This is a genomic window from Sphingosinicella microcystinivorans (genome assembly GCF_027941835.1).
GTDB lineage: Bacteria > Pseudomonadota > Alphaproteobacteria > Sphingomonadales > Sphingomonadaceae > Sphingosinicella.
In genome coordinates this window covers 3,434,429-3,452,483 of sequence record NZ_CP116005.1, presented here as the reverse complement: position 1 = coordinate 3,452,483, position 18,055 = coordinate 3,434,429, and the positions used below count along the sequence as shown (strand labels likewise).

The 18,055-nt window shown below is 68.8% G+C and carries 15 protein-coding genes; 5 read left to right on the top strand and 10 right to left on the bottom strand.

The genetic code is table 11. From position 1 onward, the window contains the following. Positions 1–66: 66 nt before the first annotated feature. Positions 67–1,353, bottom strand: a complete 1,287-nt coding sequence (locus PE061_RS16550; protein WP_271256327.1) for a citrate synthase — start codon at positions 1,351–1,353, stop codon at positions 67–69. Positions 1,354–1,391: 38 nt separating this feature from the next. Then, positions 1,392–2,819 carry a glutamate--tRNA ligase gene (gene gltX / locus PE061_RS16545; protein WP_271256326.1) on the bottom strand — a complete coding sequence of 476 codons (1,428 nt, stop codon included), beginning with the start codon at positions 2,817–2,819 and terminating at the stop codon, positions 1,392–1,394. Positions 2,820–2,903: 84 nt separating this feature from the next. On the opposite strand from gltX, the gene PE061_RS16540 reads away from it, so the two are divergent. The 5 genes from PE061_RS16540 (at position 2,904) to istB (ending at position 9,066) form a co-directional block, all read left to right on the top strand. Beyond that, positions 2,904–5,138 carry a ComEC/Rec2 family competence protein gene (locus tag PE061_RS16540; RefSeq protein WP_271256325.1) on the top strand — a complete coding sequence of 745 codons (2,235 nt, stop codon included), beginning with the start codon at positions 2,904–2,906 and terminating at the stop codon, positions 5,136–5,138. Positions 5,139–5,167: 29 nt separating this feature from the next. Beyond that, complete coding sequence (locus tag PE061_RS16535; RefSeq protein WP_271256324.1) at positions 5,168–5,449, top strand: metal/formaldehyde-sensitive transcriptional repressor; 282 nt, start codon at positions 5,168–5,170, stop codon at positions 5,447–5,449. Positions 5,450–5,463: 14 nt separating this feature from the next. Next, positions 5,464–6,384 carry a CDF family Co(II)/Ni(II) efflux transporter DmeF gene (gene dmeF, locus PE061_RS16530; RefSeq protein ID WP_271256323.1) on the top strand — a complete coding sequence of 307 codons (921 nt, stop codon included), beginning with the start codon at positions 5,464–5,466 and terminating at the stop codon, positions 6,382–6,384. Between the two features lie 452 nt (positions 6,385–6,836). Further along, positions 6,837–8,351, top strand: a complete 1,515-nt coding sequence (gene istA / locus PE061_RS16525) for an IS21 family transposase (protein ID WP_021238707.1) — start codon at positions 6,837–6,839, stop codon at positions 8,349–8,351. After that, positions 8,338–9,066, top strand: coding sequence for an IS21-like element helper ATPase IstB (istB, locus tag PE061_RS16520; RefSeq protein WP_031304487.1), 729 nt, complete (start codon positions 8,338–8,340; stop codon positions 9,064–9,066). The genes istA and istB overlap by 14 nt, the downstream gene beginning before the upstream one ends. Positions 9,067–9,761: 695 nt before the next feature. Here istB and lexA read toward each other — a convergent pair. From lexA to PE061_RS16480, 8 genes are all read right to left on the bottom strand, one after another. Then, the gene (gene lexA / locus PE061_RS16515) at positions 9,762–10,421 is read right to left on the bottom strand and encodes a transcriptional repressor LexA (protein WP_271256322.1); all 660 of its coding nucleotides are present in this window, start codon (positions 10,419–10,421) and stop codon (positions 9,762–9,764) included. An 88-nt stretch (positions 10,422–10,509) separates the two neighbouring features. Beyond that, positions 10,510–11,700: a gephyrin-like molybdotransferase Glp gene (gene glp / locus PE061_RS16510; RefSeq protein WP_271256321.1), complete on the bottom strand. Its 1,191-nt coding sequence runs from the start codon at positions 11,698–11,700 to the stop codon at positions 10,510–10,512. Beyond that, positions 11,687–12,166, bottom strand: a complete 480-nt coding sequence (moaC, locus tag PE061_RS16505) for a cyclic pyranopterin monophosphate synthase MoaC (RefSeq protein WP_271256320.1) — start codon at positions 12,164–12,166, stop codon at positions 11,687–11,689. The genes glp and moaC overlap by 14 nt, the downstream gene beginning before the upstream one ends. 2 nt (positions 12,167–12,168) lie before the next feature. Beyond that, entirely contained in the window at positions 12,169–12,963 is a 795-nt protein-coding gene (trpC, locus tag PE061_RS16500) for an indole-3-glycerol phosphate synthase TrpC (protein ID WP_271256319.1), read from the bottom strand. After that, complete coding sequence (trpD, locus tag PE061_RS16495) at positions 12,960–13,949, bottom strand: anthranilate phosphoribosyltransferase (RefSeq protein ID WP_271256318.1); 990 nt, start codon at positions 13,947–13,949, stop codon at positions 12,960–12,962. Before trpD ends, trpC begins: the two co-directional genes overlap by 4 nt. Further along, positions 13,946–14,539, bottom strand: a complete 594-nt coding sequence (locus PE061_RS16490) for an anthranilate synthase component II (protein ID WP_271256317.1) — start codon at positions 14,537–14,539, stop codon at positions 13,946–13,948. The genes trpD and PE061_RS16490 overlap by 4 nt, the downstream gene beginning before the upstream one ends. A gap of 39 nt (positions 14,540–14,578) precedes the next feature. Beyond that, positions 14,579–16,087 (bottom strand): anthranilate synthase component I, encoded by a 1,509-nt coding sequence (gene trpE, locus PE061_RS16485; protein WP_271256316.1) that lies wholly within the window; start codon positions 16,085–16,087, stop codon positions 14,579–14,581. A 22-nt stretch (positions 16,088–16,109) separates the two neighbouring features. Continuing rightward, a complete protein-coding gene (locus PE061_RS16480) occupies positions 16,110–18,038 on the bottom strand; it encodes a peptidyl-prolyl cis-trans isomerase (protein WP_271256315.1) in 1,929 nt (642 codons plus the stop codon). Positions 18,039–18,055: the final 17 nt, after the last annotated feature.

Here is an 18,055-nt window from a genome sequence, read left to right as displayed (position 1 = left end):
GCATGATGTTGAAACGGAAACGGGCGCCCGAGGGCGCCCGTTCGTTTCGGTACAGGAGCCGCGTTCTCAGCGGTTCGTGATCTCCACGTAGTCGCGCTGCGTCGCGCCGGTGTAGAGCTGGCGCGGGCGGCCGATCTTCTGCGCCGGGTCCTCGATCATCTCGTTCCACTGCGCGATCCAGCCCACGGTGCGGGCGAGCGCGAACAGCACGGTGAACATCGAGGTCGGGAAGCCGATCGCCGAGAGGATGACGCCCGAGTAGAAGTCGACGTTCGGGTAGAGCTTCTTCTCGATGAAGTACGGGTCGCTGAGCGCGATCTGCTCCAACTCGCGCGCCACGTCGAAGATCGGGTCGTCGACGCCGAGCTTGTCGAGCACCTCGTTCGCCGTCCTCTGCATCACCTTCGCGCGCGGATCGTAGTTCTTGTAGACGCGGTGGCCGAAGCCCATCAGGCGGAACGGATCGTCCTTGTCCTTGGCGCGCCTAATGTATTCCGGGATCTTGTCGGGCGTGCCGATCTCGCGCAGCATCTCGAGCGCGGCCTCGTTGGCGCCGCCGTGCGCCGGGCCCCACAGGCAGGCGATGCCCGCCGCGATGCAGGCGAACGGATTGGCGCCCGACGAGCCCGCGAGGCGCACCGTCGAGGTCGAGGCGTTCTGCTCGTGGTCGGCGTGCAGGATGAAGATCTTGTCCATCGCCGCCTCGATCACGGGATCGACCTCATAGGTCTCCGCCGGCACGCCGAAGGTCATGCGCAGGAAGTTGCCCGTGTAGGAGAGGCTGTTGTCCGGGTAGAGGAACGGCTGGCCGACCGAATACTTGTACGCCATCGCCGCGATGGTCGGCATCTTGGCGATCATGCGGTGGCTGGCGATGCGCCGCTGCATGGGATCGTTGATGTCCGTCGAGTCGTGGTAGAAGGCGGAGAGGGCGCCGACGACGCCGCACATGATCGCCATCGGGTGCGCATCGCGGCGGAAGCCGCGGTAGAAGGTCGCGAGCTGCTCGTGCACCATCGTATGGCGCGTGATCGTGCGCACGAACTCGTCGTATTCGTCCGGGTTCGGCAGCTCGCCGCGCAGCAGCAGGTAGGCGACCTCCATGAAGCTCGATTTCTCGGCGAGCTGGTCGATCGGGTAGCCGCGGTGCAGCAGGATGCCCTGGTCGCCGTCGATGTAGGTGATCTTCGATTCGCACGAGGCGGTGGAGGTGAAGCCGGGGTCGTAGGTGAACGCGCCGGTGTTGCCGTAGAGCTTGCGGATGTCGACGACATCCGGCCCGACCGAACCCGAAAGCACCGGGTAGTCGCTGGCCTTGCCGCCCAGATCCAGCTTCGCAGTCGTGTTGCTCATGGCTCGCTCACCCTTCTCTTTATTCGTTGGCGGTCTTCCTAGGCCGTCTTGCCAACCTGATCGTCTATCCTGCCGAGGCTTTCCTCGCGCCCCAGCACTTCCAGAACCTCGAATATGCCCGGCGATGTCGTCGTTCCCGTCAGCGCCGCGCGCAGGGGCTGCGCGAACTTGCCGAGCCCGGTCTGCTCACGCTCGGCGAAAACCCGCACGGCGTCTTCGATGGCTGCGGCCGACCATTCGCCGACCCCGGCGACGACCTCCCGCAGCGCCGCGAGGCGCCCCCTGCCGGCGCTGTCTAGCAACCCTTCCGCCTTTTCGTCGAGTGTTATTGGGCGCTGCCGAAACAGAAATGCGCTGGATGCAGCCAACTCATTCAAATCTTTCGCTCTTACCTTCAGATGCGGCATTGTGCGGAGCAGCAACGCCTCCTCGTCGCGGGTCAGGTCGCGGGCCAGCATGGCCGCGATCCGGCGCTCGATCAGCCCCGCGAGACGGGCGTCGTCCGCGATCCTCAGGTAGTGGCCGTTGACGTTCTCCAGCTTCTTGAAGTCGAGTCGCGCCGGGTTGCGGCCGATGCCTTCCAGCGTGAAGACGGCTGCCGCTTCCTCCCGCGTGAAGAACTCCTGGTCGCCGTGCCCCCAGCCGAGCCGCAGCAGGTAGTTTTCCAGCGCTTCGGGCAGGAATCCCATGTCGCGGTACGCGTCGACGCCGAGCGCGCCGTGCCGCTTCGAGAGCTTCGCGCCGTCCGAGCCGTGGATCAGCGGCACGTGCGCGTAGGTCGGCTCCGGCCAACCGAGCGCGCGGATCAGCGCGAGCTGGCGGAAGGCGTTGTTGAGGTGGTCGTCGCCGCGGATCACGTGCGTGATGCCCATGTCGTGGTCGTCGACGACGACGGCGAGCATGTAGGTCGGCGTGCCGTCCGAGCGCAGCAGCACGAAGTCGTCGAGCTCGGCGTTCTTCACCGTCACCGCGCCCTGCACGGCGTCGTTTATGGTGACTTCGCCCTCCTGCGGCGCCTTCAGGCGGATCACGTAGGGCGCGCCCTCGGGCGCCTCGGCGGGGTCGCGGTCGCGCCAGCGCCCGTCGTAGCGCATCGGGCGCTTCTCGGCGCGCGCCGTCTCGCGCATCTGCTCCAGTTCCTCGGGCGTCGCGAAGCACTTGTAGGCGCCGCCGCTTTCCAGCAGCCCGCGCGCGACCTCCGCGTGCCGCGCCTCCCGCTCCGACTGGTAGACGATCTCGCCGTCCCACCCGAAGTCCAGCCACGACAGCCCGTCGATGATCGCGTCGATGGCCTCCTTCGTGGAGCGCGCCTTGTCGGTGTCCTCGATCCGCAGCTTGAACGTGCCGCCGGTCGCTTTCGCGTACAGCAGGTTGAACAGCGCCGTGCGCGCGCCGCCGATGTGGAGGAAGCCGGTCGGGCTCGGCGCGAAGCGGGTGACGACCGGGGTTTTGGCGCTTGCGCCCATGAAGATCCTGTCCGAAACTGAAGAAAGTCGGGGGGCTCTAACATAACGCTGCCAGCCGTTCAAACCGGGCCGGTCGAGGCCGGAGTGTCGCCGCGCGCGCGCTTGTCCCGCCTGCACGAAGCGGCCGAAATCTGGCTCGCCGAGGAGCGTCACCAGCTCGTGCTGTTCGCTCCCGTCGCGCTCGGGCTCGGCATCGCGGCATGGTTCGTGCTGCCGACGCCGCGTGACTGGATAGCGGCGATGCTGCTCGGCGGCGCGCTCGCCGCCGCCGGAGTGCTGGCGAGCGGCCTCCCGCGCATCGCGCTTGCCGCGTTCGGCCTGCTCTTCGCGCTCGGCGTCGGCGCGGCATGGCTGCGCGCGGAAGCCGTGCGCGCGCCGGTCGTCGAACGCGCGTGGCGCGTGCTCACGCTCGAGGCCACGGTCGATGCCGTCGAGGCGCGCCCGGCGGAGGGGCGCACGCGCCTGCGCCTCACCGAAATGTCCGGCCTGCCGCCCGGCCTCGCCGCCCGCGTCGGCATCCGCGGCGTGGCGCCGGAAGGCGTCGTCCCCGGTGCGCGCGTCGCCCTGCGCGCCTCGCTGTCGCCGCCGCCCGGACCCAACATCCCCGGCGGCTACCATTTCGCGCGCCGCGCGTGGTTCGACGGCATCGGCGCGGTCGGCTACGCGCTGTCGGACGTTACCGTCGTCGCGCCCGCACCGGAGCGGCCCGGCCTTGTCCGCCGCTTCGAGGCGTTCCGCAGCGCGCTCACGAAGCGCCTGCAGGACGGCGTCGGCGGCAGGGAAGGCGGCCTCGCCGCGGCGCTCGTCACCGGCGACCGCGGCGGCATCCCAAATGACGTCACCGAGGCCATGCGCGACAGCGGCCTTGCCCACCTGATCTCGATCTCCGGCCTGCACATCGCGGTCGTGGTCGGCGGCGTGCTGTGGGGCACGCGCCGCCTGCTGGCGCTCAGCGAACGCCTCGCGCTCGATGCCGACATCAAGCTGATCGCCGCGCTCGCCGCCGCCGCCGCGGGCATCGGCTACACGCTCGTCGCGGGCGCCGAGGTGCCGACCGTGCGCTCGTGCATCGCCGTGCTCATCGTGCTCGTCGGCCTTGCGCTCGGGCGGGAGGCGATCTCGCTGCGCCTCGTCGCGGCGGGCGCGTTCTTCATCCTCGTCGTGCGCCCCGAATACCTGCTCGGCCCGAGCTTCCAGCTCAGCTTCGCGGCCGTCGCCGCGATCGTCGCGCTCTACGAGTCGCCGCTCGGACGGCGGTTCAGCGCGGGGAAGGAGGCGGGCCGGGCGACCCGCCTGTGGTACGGCGTCCTCGCGCTCCTCGCCACCGGCATCGCCGCCGAGCTCGCGCTCGCGCCGATCGCCTTCTTCCATTTCAACCGGATGGGGCTTTATGGCGTCGCCGCGAACCTCGTCGCGATCCCGCTCACCAGCTTCGTGATCCTGCCGCTGCTCGGCCTGTCGGTGCTGCTCGGCGCGTTCGGCCTCGCCGCGCCCGTCGATTGGCTGCTCGGCCATGCGCTTCACCTGCTCATCCGCATCGCGGAGGTCACGGCGGCGATGCCGGGCGCCGTCTCGCGGCTCCCCGCCGCGCCGGACTGGGCGTTCGCCGTGCTGATGCTCGGCGGCGTCTGGTTCTGCCTGTGGCAGACCCGCCGCCGCTGGCTCGCGCTCGTCCCCCTCGTGATCGGTGCCGCGGGCATGATCGCGGCGCGGCCGCCCGATCTCATCGTCGACGGGGCGGGGAAGCACCTCGCCGTGGTGCGGAACGGAACGGTCGCGCTGCTGCGCCCGCGCGCGGGGGACTATGTGCGCTCGATGTGGGCGGTCGCGGCGGGCGAAGCCGCAAGCGGCGACCTCGACGCCCTGCCGGAGGCGCGCTGCACGCCCGACGCCTGCACCGCCCGGATCGTGGCGGGCGGCCGCGCATGGACACTGCTTGCGACGCGCTCCGGCCTCCTCATCGACCGCGCCGCCTTCGAGCCCGCCTGCGCCGCCGCCGACATCATCGTCAGCGACCGCCGCCTGCCGTACTGGTGCGCCCCGCGCTGGCTGAAGCTGGACCGCCGGAGGCTCGCGGAAACCGGCGCCGTCTCGATCCGGCTGGACCGCCCCCGCATCCGCACGATGGCAGGGCAGGACGGCGCGCACCCGTGGGCGCGGCATCAGGTCTTTCGGGACGCCCATTTCTCCCCTCCCTCTTCAGGGGAGGGGCCGGGGGTGGGGCACATCCACAAGCCCGGCGCCGGGCAGACGGCACCGCCCCATCCCAAACCCCCCCCCCTGAAGAGGGAGGGGCTTTACCGAAGGCGCATTGCGTAACCCATCAGTATAGGATACCCCCCTATGCTATGGCGCATCTGACGACATCGCAGAACAAGGACCGGCTCGTCGCCCGCGTGCGTCGCATCGCCGGGCAGGTCGCCGCGGTCGAGCGGGCCGTGGCGGGCGAGGCACCGTGCAGCGAGACGCTGCATCTCGTCGCCGCCGTGCGCGGCGCCGTTGCCGGGCTGATGGACGAGCTTGTCGAGGACCATCTGCGCGCGCACGTCGCCGCGCCGGGCCTCACGGACGCGGAGCGCGCGGCGGGCGCCGACGAGCTCGCCACCGTGCTCAGGCGGCACATGCGCTGAGCGGGGAGGCGGAGTTGAGCGGCTTTCCCGGCAGCGCCGACGGCGCCCATTCCCACGACTTCCTCGGTGCGGGCCACGATGCGAACGCGCGGCGCACGCGCTGGGTGGTGCTGCTCACCGCGCTGATGATGGTGGGCGAGATCGTCGCCGGTTACGCGACAGGCTCGATGGCGCTGCTCGCGGACGGGTTCCACATGGCGACGCACGCGGGCGCGCTCGGCATCGCCGCCGTCGCCTATGCCTATGCGCGCCGCAACGTCGGCAACCCGCGCTATACGTTCGGCACCGGCAAGGTCGGCGACCTCGCGGGCTTCGCCTCGGCGCTCGTGCTCGGCGTCATCGCGCTCGGCATCGCCGTCGAATCGGCGCTGCGTCTCGCGTATCCGGTCGAGGTCGCGTTCGGGGAGGCGACCGTCGTCGCCGTCATCGGGCTTGCCGTGAACCTCGTCAGCGCGGCCCTGCTGTCGGGCGGCCACCATCACGGTCACGGCAGCCACGACCACGACCATCACCACGATCATCACGGCCATCATCACGACAACAACCTGCGCGCCGCCTATCTCCACGTGCTGGCCGACGCGCTGACGTCCGTGCTCGCCATCGCCGCGCTGCTCGCCGGGCGGTACGCCGGCTGGGTCTGGCTCGATCCCGTCATGGGCATCGTCGGCGCGGTCGTCATCGCGCGCTGGTCATGGATGCTGATGCGGGACACCGCCGCCGTGCTGCTCGATACCGCCGATCCGCACCTCGTCGATGAAATCCGGGACTGCGTGGAAGCGCCCGGCGACGCCCGCATCCGCGACCTCCACGTCTGGCAGGTCGGCCCCGGCGTTCACGCCGCGATCGTCTCCGTCTCCGGCATCCCCGCGGAAACCGCGCGCGAGCGCCTGCACCCCGTACACGAACTCGCGCACCTCACCGTCGAGGCGCGCTAGAGCCGTCTGTTTCAGCCGGAAAAAGCCCCTCCTCTTCAGGGGCGATTATGGAGTTTGCAAACCTAAGCACCGGTCGGCGGCTTTGGGGAGGGAAACAGTCATTCGATCATCTATTCTGGTTGGATGTCTTTGGCTCGATCTTGACCGCAAGTGAGCGACTTACTGGACATTTCGCGATCTAAGGCGACTGTCCTTAAGGTTGGAAATATATCGACCCAAATAGTTTCGGGGCCGAATTCGCCCACAATATCGCTATAAGATAAAATTGCCTTTGCTCGAACGCCACTCGGTGTCCGCCATTGAAGGCCCTGTGAGCCTCCAATACTTTCGCTGTCTATGAGGATCAGCGTGCAATAGGCACCCCCTTCGTGGGGTGATCGGCGTGCAAAAAGGACCCCTTCATCCCGGGGATTTAGTCGGCCGACTGGTTTTGATCAGTTGGCGAGAACGGGATGTTGATCGTGGAGACAGTGGTTCGGATTCGGCGTGAGCATGCAGCGGGTAAGGCGATCAAGGCGATCGCTCGTGACCTTCGTTTGTCGCGGAAGGTCGTCCGCAAAGCGATCCGGTCGCCGGAGGCGGCGTTCAACTATCAGCGCAAAGTCCAGCCGCTGCCGCGGATCGGTCCTTATCAGGATCGTCTCGATGCGCTGCTTGAGGAGAACGAAGGTCGCGGCCGCCGCGATCGGCTACGGATGACGCGTATCCATGACCTGCTGGTGCGCGAGGGGTTCGATGGATCCTATGATGCGGTGCGCCGCTATGCGGCGCGCTGGCGTGCTGCGCGGCGGAAGGATGCTGGCGAAGGCGCACCGGCGTTCATCCCGATGACCTTCCAGCCGGGTGAGGCCTACCAGTTCGACTGGAGCCACGAGGATGTGGAGATCGCCGGCAAGCCGATGCGGGTGAAGGTGGCGCATATGCGTCTCTGCGACTCGCGCGCACCCTATGTCCGGGCCTATCCGCGCGAGGGCCAGGAGATGCTGTTCGATGCCCATGCCCGGGCGTTCGCGTTCTTCGGCGGTGTGCCGCGACGCGGTATCTACGATAATATGAAGACGGCGGTGACGGCCGTGTTCACCGGCAAGGAGCGTGTGTTCAACCGCCGCTTCCTGATCATGACCGATCATTACATGGTCGAGCCGACCGCCTGCTCGCCGGCGGCGGGATGGGAGAAGGGCCAGGTCGAGCAGCAGGTCCAGACGATCCGAGGCCGCTTCTTCCAGCCGCGACTCCGGTTCGCCAGCCTGGCCGAGCTCAACGGGTGGCTGGAGGCCGAGTGCCGGCGCTGGGCCGAGCATCATGCCCATCCCGAACGCGGGGATATTACCGTCGCCGAGGCGCTGGATATGGAGCGACCGGCCCTGCAGCCGATCCTGGCACCGTTCGACGGCTTCCATGAGAGCGAGCATGCCGTCACCGGCACCTGCCTCATCAGCTTCGATCGCAACCGCTACTCGGTCATGTCGACGGCCGCACGCCGGACCGTTCAGGTGCGCTCCTATGCCGATCGCATCGTCATACGCTGCGGCGATGCGATCGTCGGGGAGCATGAGCGCCACTTCGGTCGGAACCGCACGATATACGATCCCTGGCATTATCTGCCGGTCCTCGCGCACAAGCCCGGCGCGCTGCGTAACGGCGCACCGTTCCAGGACTGGGATCTGCCGCCCGCCCTGCACCGATTACGGCGAAGGCTCGGCACCGGGGACGAGGCCGATCGCAGGTTCGTGCGGGTCCTCTCGGCGGTGCTCACCGATGGCCTGGAGCCGGTAGAGGCTGCCGTGCGCGAAGCGTTGGCGAACGGAACGGCCAGCGACGAGCTGATCCTCAACATCCTCTCCCGGCGCCGCGAGCCGGCGACACCCCACAGCATCGTCACTTCGGAAGACCGGATGCTGCAGCATCCTCCGCTCGCCGACTGTGCCCGCTATGATCTGCTGCGAGGCTATGATGCAGCGGCATGATATGATCGACACGATGCGCGGCCTCGGACTCAAGGGCATGGCGGCGGCGTTCGACGAGGCGGTCACCACCGGCCTCCAGCGCAAGCGCACCACCATGGAGATACTGACCGACCTGCTCCGTGCTGAGGCGACCCACCGGGATGCAGCCTCCATCCGCTATCGGATGACGGCTGCGAGGCTGCCCGTGGTGAAGGACCTGGAGCGGTTCAGCTTCGAGGGCACACCGATCAATGAGGAGATGATCCGCTCCCTTCACGATGGCTCCTTCCTCCCGCCTCGCCGCAATATCGTGCTGGTCGGCGGCACGGGGACAGGCAAGACCCACCTCGCCATCGCGATCACCGCCAATGTCGTGCGAAGGGGCGCTCGCGCCCGCTACTTCAACACCGTCGATCTGGTGACACGCCTCGAAGAGGAGACCCGGATCGGCAAAGGCGGGACCCTGGCGGCGCAGCTGTCGCGGCTCGACCTGATCGTGCTCGACGAGCTCGGTTATCTGCCGTTCGCCCGCTCGGGAGGGCAGTTGCTGTTCCACCTCATCAGCAAGCTTTATGAGCGGACCAGCGTCATCATCACCACGAACCTCGCCTTCGGCGAATGGCCGACCGTGTTCGGCGATCCCAAGATGACCACGGCGCTGCTCGACCGCGTCACCCACCACTGCGATATCGTCGAGACGGGCAACGACAGCTGGCGCTTCAAAAACCGCAGCTGACAGCCACCTTCGGCGCCTTCAAAAATCTATCTTGCGCTGCGCGCGCCTCCGGTCGGGCTACGCCCGCCCTCCGCCGCACGCAGCGCAAGGCCATCTTCAACAAACCAGCATCATATTATCCGAAAAGGGGGTCCCTCTTCGACGCCGATCGGGGGTCCCTTTTGAACGCCGTTTGACAGCTGTCTACCTCAAACGTAGAAGCGCGAACAGGCTGCGCGCTTGGCATTTGCACGCTCCATATGATGGATTTCCCTGAATTCCTTTCGGCGATGAGCTTCAGCTCGATTGGGCCTGCCTTTTGCGGATTGAAATCGACTGTTTCAGATTGGCTACTGCACCTGTAAGTAACCACTCCCACGGGGATCCCGTGCATCATCCTATCCAGCCATCTTCGCTCTCGTTCTTTGCGAACCATTGTCACTGCGATCACACATATGGCGATGATCAGAATAGCGATAATGGCGAAAATTGATCGGCGACCTATCATTGTCCAATCTTACGAGACAGTTGAATGTCCGCAAGTGGTTGAAAACGATCATCGAACAGAGGGTTTGCAAACTCCATAGTCGCCTCTTCAGGAGAGGGGTTTGGGGTGGGGCAGCTCAGCCCGATGTCACGTTCGAACAGGGGCACGAACCCCGGCGCCTCCACCCCGAAGAAAAAGGCGGAACAGGAAACCGCGTGACCGCCGCGTCTCAGTTGTAGCGGCGCAGCAGCCCCACCAGCTTGCCCTGCACGCGCACCCGGTGCGGCGCATAGCGCTGCGCCGTGTAGGCGCTGTTCGCGGGGTCGAGGCGGATTTCGCCCTTGTCGCGGCGCAGGTACTTGAGCGTCGCCTCGTCGTCGTCGACCAGCGCCACGACGATCTCGCCGTCGCGCGCCGTGTCGCACTTCTGGACGAGCGCATAGTCGCCGTCGAGGATGCCCGCCTCGATCATGGAGTCGCCGGAGACCTCGAGCGCGAAATGTTCGCCGGCCCCGCCGCCGAGCAGGGCCGCGGGCACCGAGAGGCTGCGGTCGCTTTCCAGCGCCTCGATCGGCATACCCGCCGCGATCTTGCCGTGGAGCGGAAGCGTGATGACGTCATCGTTCGCAGCCGGAACGACCGGCGTCTGCCGCGCCGTGGCCTTCGCCGCGCCCGTTTCGGGGAAGCGCAGCACTTCGAGCGCGCGCGCGCGGTTCGGAAGCCGCCGGATGAACTGGCGTTCCTCGAGCGCGTTCACCAGCCGGTGCACGCCCGACTTGGACTTGAGGTCGAGCGCGTCCTTCATCTCCTCGAACGACGGCGAGACGCCGCCCGCCTGCAGCCGCTCGTTGATGAACATCAGCAGTTCGTGTTGCTTGCGCGTCAGCATGTCCGGTTCCGCCTCCCGTGTTTCACGACTCGCCCAACAGATGTCCCGGCACAAGATGTTCCGGTTTTCGTGAACGAATAGGGAACATTTAGGGGGTGCCGAGAATCCTGTCAAGCGCAAGCACGGGAACCTCGGCGCCGGCGGGCGCGGCCGGTGCGCCGGGGGGACGGATGATGAGCGCGTTCGCGCGCGCGAGCACGCCGAGCATCGCGGAATCCTGCGATTCGAACGCGCTGACGCCCTCCGGCGTCAGCCGCCCGCGCTGGTGGTCGCGGCGGCCGCCGTTGGCGGGGAGCGGCGTGAGGAGGCGCGCGGTGGTCATGGCGTCGGCCTCCGGGCGTCCGGCCATGCGCCTCAGCACCGGCAGCGCGAACAGCACCGCGCAGATGAACGCCGAGACCGGGTTTCCCGGCAGGCCGAGCACGCGCGCCTCGCCGAGCGCGCCCGCGATCAGCGGCTTGCCGGGCTTGATGGCGACCTTCCAGAAATCGAGCGCCGCGCCCGCGTCCTTCAGCGCCGCCTGCACGAGATCGTGGTCGCCCACCGACGCGCCGCCGATGGTGACGACGAGGTCCGCGTCCTTCGCCGCCTCCAGCCCCTTGCCGATGGCGGCGGGATCGTCCGGAAAGATGCCGAGGTCGGAAACCTCCGCCCCGGCGGCGCGCAGCAGCGCGGCGAGCATCACGCCGTTCGAACCGACGATCTGGTCGGCTGCCGGCATGGTGCCCGGCGGCACCAGTTCGTCGCCCGTGGCGATGAGCGTCACGCGCGGCCGCCGCACGGCGAGGCGGCCGTACCCGCCCGCCGCCGCGAGTCCGATATGCTGCGGGGAAAGCCGCGTGCCCGCCGCGATCAGCCGGTCGCCCGCGCGGAAATCCTTGCCCGCCGTGCGGATGTGCGCGCCTTCGCGCGGCGGGCCTTCGCCCGTCATCGTCAGCGCGTCGCCCTCGCGGCGCACCTCTTCCTGCACGATCACCGTGTCGGCGCCCTCCGGAACCGGCGCGCCCGTGAAGATCCGCGAGGCTTCGCCCGCGCCCACGCGCCCGGCAAGGCCGCGCCCCGCGGCGCTTTCCCCGATAATGCGCCACGGCCCCGGCATGTCGGCCCAGCGGATCGCGTAGCCGTCCATCGCCGAAGCCGGGAAGGGCGGCTGCGTCAGGCGCGCGGCGAGGTCCCCGGCGAGCGTCAGGCCCGCCGCGTCGCCGACCGCTACCTCGACGGGGGCCACCGGCGCCGAGGCCGCCAGCAGCCGCGCCACGGCGTCCTCATAGCTCAGCATGTGGCGCGCTCCAGTCGCCGGACTTGCCGCCGCTCTTCTTCAGCAGGCGCACGCCCGAGATCACCATCGCCTTGTCGACGGCCTTCACCATGTCGTAGATCGTGAGCAGCGCGACGGAAGCGGCTGTCATCGCTTCCATTTCCACGCCCGTGCCCCATGTCGTCGAAGCCGTCGCCGCCACGCGCACGCCGCCGTCCTCCAGCGTGAAGTCCACCGCGACGGCGGTGAGCGGCAGCGGGTGGCAGAGCGGGATGAGGTCGGCGGTCTTCTTGGCGGCGGTGATGCCCGCGATGCGCGCCACCGCGAGCACGTCGCCCTTGGCCGCGCTCGCGTCGCGGACGGCGGCGAGCGCGTCCGCGGACATGCTGATGCGGCCCTCGGCAAGCGCGGTGCGCGCCGTCGCGGCCTTGCCCGAGATGTCGACCATGCGGGCCTTGCCGGCCGCGTCGATGTGGGTGAGCGCCATGTTCAGCCTTCCAGCAGCCGTTTTGTCGCGGCGGTGACGTCATCCTGCGCCATCAGCGATTCCCCGACAAGGAAGCTGCTGATGCCGTGCGCGGCCAGCCTGTCGAGGTCGGCGCGCGTGCGAAGCCCGCTTTCGCCGACCAGCGTGTAGCCGTCGGGCACGCCGCCCGAAAGCTCGACGGATGTCTCAATATCGACATGCAACGTCTTGAGATTGCGGTTGTTCACGCCCAGAAGCCGGGACTTGAGCTGCGCGAGCGCAAGGTCGCGCTCGATAACATCGTGAACTTCGACAAGAACGTCCATCCCCCACCCGAACGCCGCCGCCTCCAGCTCCTTCGCCAGCCCGATGTCGATCGCCGCCACGATGATGAGGATGGTGTCCGCCCCGATCGCCCGCGCTTCCGCCACCTGGTACGGATCGACCATGAAGTCCTTGCGTAGCACCGGCAGCGGCACGGCACCGCGCGCCGCGATCAGCGTGTCGTCGCTGCCCTCGAACCAGTGCTCCTCGGTCAGCACCGACAGGCATGAGGCGCCGCCCGCGAAATAGGCCTGCGCCAGCGCAGGCGGATCGAAGTCCGCGCGGATCACGCCCTTGCTCGGCGAGGCCTTCTTGATCTCGGCGATCAGCCCGAAGCGCCCCTCGCTCTTCGCGAGGTCCAGCGCAGCCTTGAACCCGCGCACCGGCCCCGCGACGCTAGCGAGCGCCTCGATGTCATGGAACGACCGCTCCGCCTTGCGCGCCGCGACGACGCCGCGCTTGTGGTCGCAGATTTCCGCCAGCACATCGCTCATCGAAAGGCCTTCCAGCGTTCGAGCAGGTCCCGCGCCCGCCCGTCGTCGAGTGCCGCCGCCGCCAGCACCGCGCCCGTGGTCCAGTCCTGCGCCTTGCCCGCGACGATCAGCGCTCCCGCAGCGTTCAGGCAGACGATGTCGCGGTATCCGCCGCGTGTGCCCTTCAGCAGCCCGAGCAGCGCCGCCGCGTTTTCCTCCGGCGTCCCGCCGCGGATCGCCTTCGGTCCGTGCCGCACGAGGTCGGCTGTTTCGGGCGAAACCTCGCCGGTTTCGATGCGTCCCCCGGTCAGGCGCGCGCAAGTCGTCGGCCCCGTCACCGTCAACTCGTCGAGCCCGTCGCTGCCGTGGACGATCATGGCCGCGTCGGCGCCGAGCCGCCCAAGCGCCTCGGCGATGGGGAGCACCCATTGCCGCCCCGGCACGCCGACGAGTTGCCGCTTCACGCCCGCCGGGTTCGCGAGCGGGCCGATCATGTTGAAGATCGTGCGTCGCCCGATCGCCCGCCGCACGCCCGCGACACGCGCCATCACCGGGTGATGCTTCGCGGCAAACAGGAAGCCGATGCCGATCTCGGCGAGCGAGCGCTCCACCGTGTCCGAGGCAAGGTCGAGATCCAGCCCGAGCGCGGAGAGCACATCCGCCGCGCCGGATTTCGAAGACGCGGCGCGGTTGCCGTGCTTGGCGACCGGCACGCCGCAGGACGCGACGACGATGGCCACCGCGGTCGAGATGTTGAGCGTATGCGCGCCGTCGCCGCCGGTGCCGCACACGTCGATGGCGCCTTCGGGCGCCGCGACCGGGCGCATCCGGTCTCGCAGCACCCGCGCTGCCGCCACGATCTCGTCCACGGTCTCGCCACGCTCGGCAAGGCCGGTCAGGAAGCGCGCGATCTCCGCGTCCTCGACGTCCGCGTCCAGAATGGCATCGAACGCCGCACGCGCCTCCGCCTCGCCGAGCGGCGTGTCCGTGCCCGGCAGATGCTTCACGCGGCGAGATCGCGCGGACGCGGGGTCATTCCCGCGATCCGCATGAAGTTGGCGAGCATGTCGTGGCCGTGCTCGGTCGCGATGCTCTCGGGGTGGAACTGCACGCCGTGGATCGGCAAGCTCACATGGCGGAAGCCCATCACCGCCTCGTCATCGGACCATGCGTTCACGACGAGGTCGTCGGGAATGTCCTCGACGATCAGCGAATGATAGCGCGTCGCGATGAACGGCGAGGGTAGCCCCGCGAACAGGCCCGTGCCGTCGTGGCTGACGGGCGAGGTCTTGCCGTGCATCAGGTGCCCGCGCACGACCCTGCCGCCGAAATGCTGGCCGATCGCCTGATGACCGAGGCAGACGCCGAGCAGCGGCTTTCCGCTGTCGGCGCACGCCGCGACCATGTCGAGGCTGATCCCCGCCTCGTTGGGGGTGCAGGGGCCGGGCGAGATCAGGAACGCCCGCGCGCCGCTCGACAGCGCCTGACCTGCCGAGATCGCATCGTTGCGCACGACCTCCACCTCCGCGCCCAGCTCCATCAGGTAATGGACGAGGTTCCAGGTGAAGCTGTCATAGTTGTCGATGACGAGGATCATGGCGCGACCGCCCTAATCAAGGGACGGGCAGAGGGCAAGTTATTGCCCGTAGCCCGGCTCTCCGGCGCGGGCGATGGCGTCGCGCGCGGCGGCGATGAGGGCGCCCGATTTCGCCTCGCACTCGCGCTGCTCGTAGGCGGGGGTCGAGTCCGCGACGATGCCGGCGCCCGCCTGGATGTGCATGGTGCCGTCCTTCACCACCGCCGTGCGGAGCACGATGCAGCTGTCCATCGAGCCGTCGGGCGAGAAGTAGCCGACGCCGCCCGCGTAGGCGCCGCGCTTTTCGGCCTCCAGCTCGGCGATGATCTGCATGGCGCGCACCTTGGGGGCGCCCGAGACCGTGCCCGCCGGGAAGCCCGCCATCAGCGCGTCGATGGCGTCCTTGTCCTTCGCGAGGTCGCCGCGCACGTTGGAGACGATGTGCATGACGTGGCTGTAGAACTCCACCGTGTTGCGCTCCGTCACCGAAACGCTGCCCTCGGCGGAGACGCGGCCGACGTCGTTGCGGCCGAGGTCGAGCAGCATCAGATGCTCGGCAAGCTCCTTGGGATCGGCGAGCAGGCTGTCGCGGTTCGCGGCATCCTCGACGGCGTTCGCGCCGCGCGGCCGCGTGCCCGCGATCGGGCGCACCGTCACCTCGCCGCCGCGCACGCGCACGAGGATCTCGGGGCTGGAGCCGATCAGTGCGAAGCCCGGCAGGTCGAGCATGTAGAGGAACGGCGACGGATTGATGCGCCGCAGCGAGCGATAGAGGCTGAACGGCGGCAGCGCGAACGGGATCGAGAAGCGCTGCGCCAGCACCACCTGAAAGATGTCGCCCGCGACGATATAGTCCTGCGCGCGCCGCACCATCTCCGCATAGCGCGCCGGGTCCGTGTGGTGGGTCACGTCGGAGGAGGCGGGAAGCGCGGTTTCGCGCGGACCCTGCGGAAGCGCTCCTGCCAGACGCGCCTCGGCGGTTTCGATCCGCTCGATCGCGGCCGCAAGCGCCTTGTCGGCTGGAAGGTCGTTCGGGAACACCGGCGCGGCGATGAACAGTTCGTCCTTCAGCCGGTCGAACGCCAGCAGCAACGACGGACGCACGAACAGCATGTCGGGAAGGCCGAGCGGGTCGCTCTCCGGCGTCGGCACCGGCTCGACGAGCCCGATCGTCTCGTATCCCATGTAGCCGACGAGGCAGGCGAAGGCGGGCGGCAGGTCCGGCGGCAAATCCATGCGGCACCCGGCGACGAGGGCGCGGAGCGCATCGAGCGGCGCGGCGTCGACGGGCGTGAACGCGCCGGGCGCAGAGGCGAAGCGGTCGTTGACCTCCGCCTGCTTGCCCCGCACGCGGAACACGAGGTCGGGCGCGAAGCCGAGCAGCGAATAGCGCCCGCGCACCGTGCCGCCCTCGACGGATTCGAGCACGAACGCGCCCGATCCCGCCTTGCCGAGCTTCAGCATCGCGGAAACCGGCGTTTCCGTGTCGGCGATGCGCCGCGTCCAGACGAGCTGGGGCTTCCCGGCCTCGTAGACCCGCGCGAAGTCCGCGGCCTCGGGGGCGATCATTGCAGCCTGATCACTGAGATGATCACTGGGGCTGGTCGGCGGTGCCCAGATAGCGCTGCTTCAGCCGCTCGAGCGCCTTCGGGTTCCGCCTAACGCCGACGTCCGCCATGATCGCGGCGACGAAGTTCTGCGCGTACTCGTTGGTCGCGGCCGTCTGCATCTGCCCGCGCATCTGGTCGAGGAAGGCAGGGGCCTCGGCGAGGTTGCCCGGCTTCACGTCGGCGACATGAACGACGAACCACGCGGCGTTCCGCGGCTGCGCGAGCGCCCGCACATCGCCCTTCGCCAGCGCGAAGCCGAGGCTGATCGGCGGCGGCACCGGCTCGCGGCGCGCGGCGATCTCGATGCGGCGCGCCGTGAAGCTCTGCGCCGGCGGCAGCTTGTTCTCGGCGAGCAGCGCGGCGAGCGTCTTGCCGGCCTTCAGGCCCGCGACAACCTTGTCGGCGACCGCCTTCGCGGCCTCCATCCGGCGCTCGAAGGTGAGCGCCGCAGTCACCTGCGGCTTGATCTCGGCAAGCGGCACCGGCGTCGGCGGCACGACCTCCTCGACATCCATCAGCGCGTGCAGCGTGTCGGAAATGTCCTCGACGGTCGGCTCGTCGCTCTCCTCGGTCGCGAAGGCGCGCTCGATGAGCGGGCGGATGCGCTGGTCGAGCTGGAGGCCGGATTCGCCGAGCGTCAGGCCCTCGCTCGTCACCGGCGGCACGCGCACGAGGGTGAGGCCGAGATCCTTCGCGACCTCGGCGACGCTGGCGCCTTCGGCAAGCGCCTCGTCGGCCTTCTCGACGACGTCCGCGACGGCGTTCTGGGCGAGTTCGGCCTCGACCGCCGGGCGGATCTCGTCCTTCACCTCCGCGAGGGTCCGCGCGGGCTTCGCCACGACGGCATCGACGTGGACGACATGCCAGCCGAATTCGCTCTGCACCGGCCCTGCGACCTTGCCGGACGCGGCCTTGAACGCAGCATCGGCCACGGCTTCGGCCGTCTGGCCGGCAAGCGTACCCCTGGAGAGCGTGCCGAGCTCCATGTCGGTTTCGCTGTAGCCCGCGACCTCCTGTGCGACGGCGGCGAAATCCTCGCCGGCGTTCACGCGCTTCGCGATCGTGTCGGCCTGCGCCTTGTCCTGCACCACCACCTGCCGCAGCGTGCGTGTCTCGCTCGCGGTGAATTCGTCGGCGTGGCGCTTGTAGTAGTCGGCGAGCGCAGCGTCCGTCACCTGCACCGTCTTGGCGATCTCGGCGCTGTCGATCAGCGCGTAGGTGAGGCGGCGGCGCTCCGGCACCGTGTAGTTGGCAATGTTCTTCTTGTAGAAGGCCTCGATGTCGGCGTCGCTGAGCGTGGGCGCGGGGAACGACTGGGCGGGAACCGCACCGATGTCGATCGTGCGCTGCTCCAGTTGGAGCGCGGTGAACGGCTCGGCGAGCTTGCGCGGCGTCATCGGGATCGAATCGACGAGGCCGAGCAACTGGCGGCGCACGACGTCGCCGCCGATCTCGCGGCGCACCATGTCCTCGGTCAGTCCCTGCGCGCCGATCGTCCGCCGGTATACGTCTTCCGAGAAGCGCCCGTCGGGCCCGCGGAACGCGGCGATCGAGGCGATCTCGGCGTCCACCTGCCGCTTGCTCGGCCCGAGCCCCAGCTTCCCGCCCATCGCGGTCAGTGCCTGCGAGCCGATCAGGCGTTCGAGCACTCCTTCCAGCATCCCGCCGCGCACGGCCTGCGCCGCGGTGATGCCGGGCTGCTCCTGCCGGACCGTCGCGAGCTGCCGGTCGAACTGGCTGGAAAGCTGCGCGTCGGAAATGTCGTCTTTCGCGACCTCGGCGACCGTGGTCGCCGCCGGGCCGCCGCCGAACGGGTCGCCGATGCCGGTGATGATGAAGGCGACGAGCACGAGGCCGAGGAGTGCAAGGACGATCCAGGAGGAGAGGGCCTTGCGGAAAAAGCTGATCATCGGGAGCCTTTGGCCTT

Excerpts from the sequence above, each read along its gene's own strand:
- PE061_RS16550 (WP_271256327.1), bottom strand. The coding sequence starts at position 1,353 with ATGAGCAACACGACTGCGAAGCTGGATCTGGGCGGCAAGGCCAGCGAC.
- gltX (WP_271256326.1), bottom strand. The coding sequence starts at position 2,819 with ATGGGCGCAAGCGCCAAAACCCCGGTCGTCACCCGCTTCGCGCCGAGC.
- PE061_RS16535 (WP_271256324.1), top strand. The coding sequence starts at position 5,168 with ATGGCGCATCTGACGACATCGCAGAACAAGGACCGGCTCGTCGCCCGC.
- istA (WP_021238707.1), top strand. The coding sequence starts at position 6,837 with ATGTTGATCGTGGAGACAGTGGTTCGGATTCGGCGTGAGCATGCAGCG.
- istB (WP_031304487.1), top strand. The coding sequence starts at position 8,338 with ATGCAGCGGCATGATATGATCGACACGATGCGCGGCCTCGGACTCAAG.
- lexA (WP_271256322.1), bottom strand. The coding sequence starts at position 10,421 with ATGCTGACGCGCAAGCAACACGAACTGCTGATGTTCATCAACGAGCGG.
- glp (WP_271256321.1), bottom strand. The coding sequence starts at position 11,700 with ATGCTGAGCTATGAGGACGCCGTGGCGCGGCTGCTGGCGGCCTCGGCG.
- moaC (WP_271256320.1), bottom strand. The coding sequence starts at position 12,166 with ATGGCGCTCACCCACATCGACGCGGCCGGCAAGGCCCGCATGGTCGAC.
- trpC (WP_271256319.1), bottom strand. The coding sequence starts at position 12,963 with ATGAGCGATGTGCTGGCGGAAATCTGCGACCACAAGCGCGGCGTCGTC.
- PE061_RS16490 (WP_271256317.1), bottom strand. The coding sequence starts at position 14,539 with ATGATCCTCGTCATCGACAACTATGACAGCTTCACCTGGAACCTCGTC.
- trpE (WP_271256316.1), bottom strand. The coding sequence starts at position 16,087 with ATGATCGCCCCCGAGGCCGCGGACTTCGCGCGGGTCTACGAGGCCGGG.
- PE061_RS16480 (WP_271256315.1), bottom strand. The coding sequence starts at position 18,038 with ATGATCAGCTTTTTCCGCAAGGCCCTCTCCTCCTGGATCGTCCTTGCA.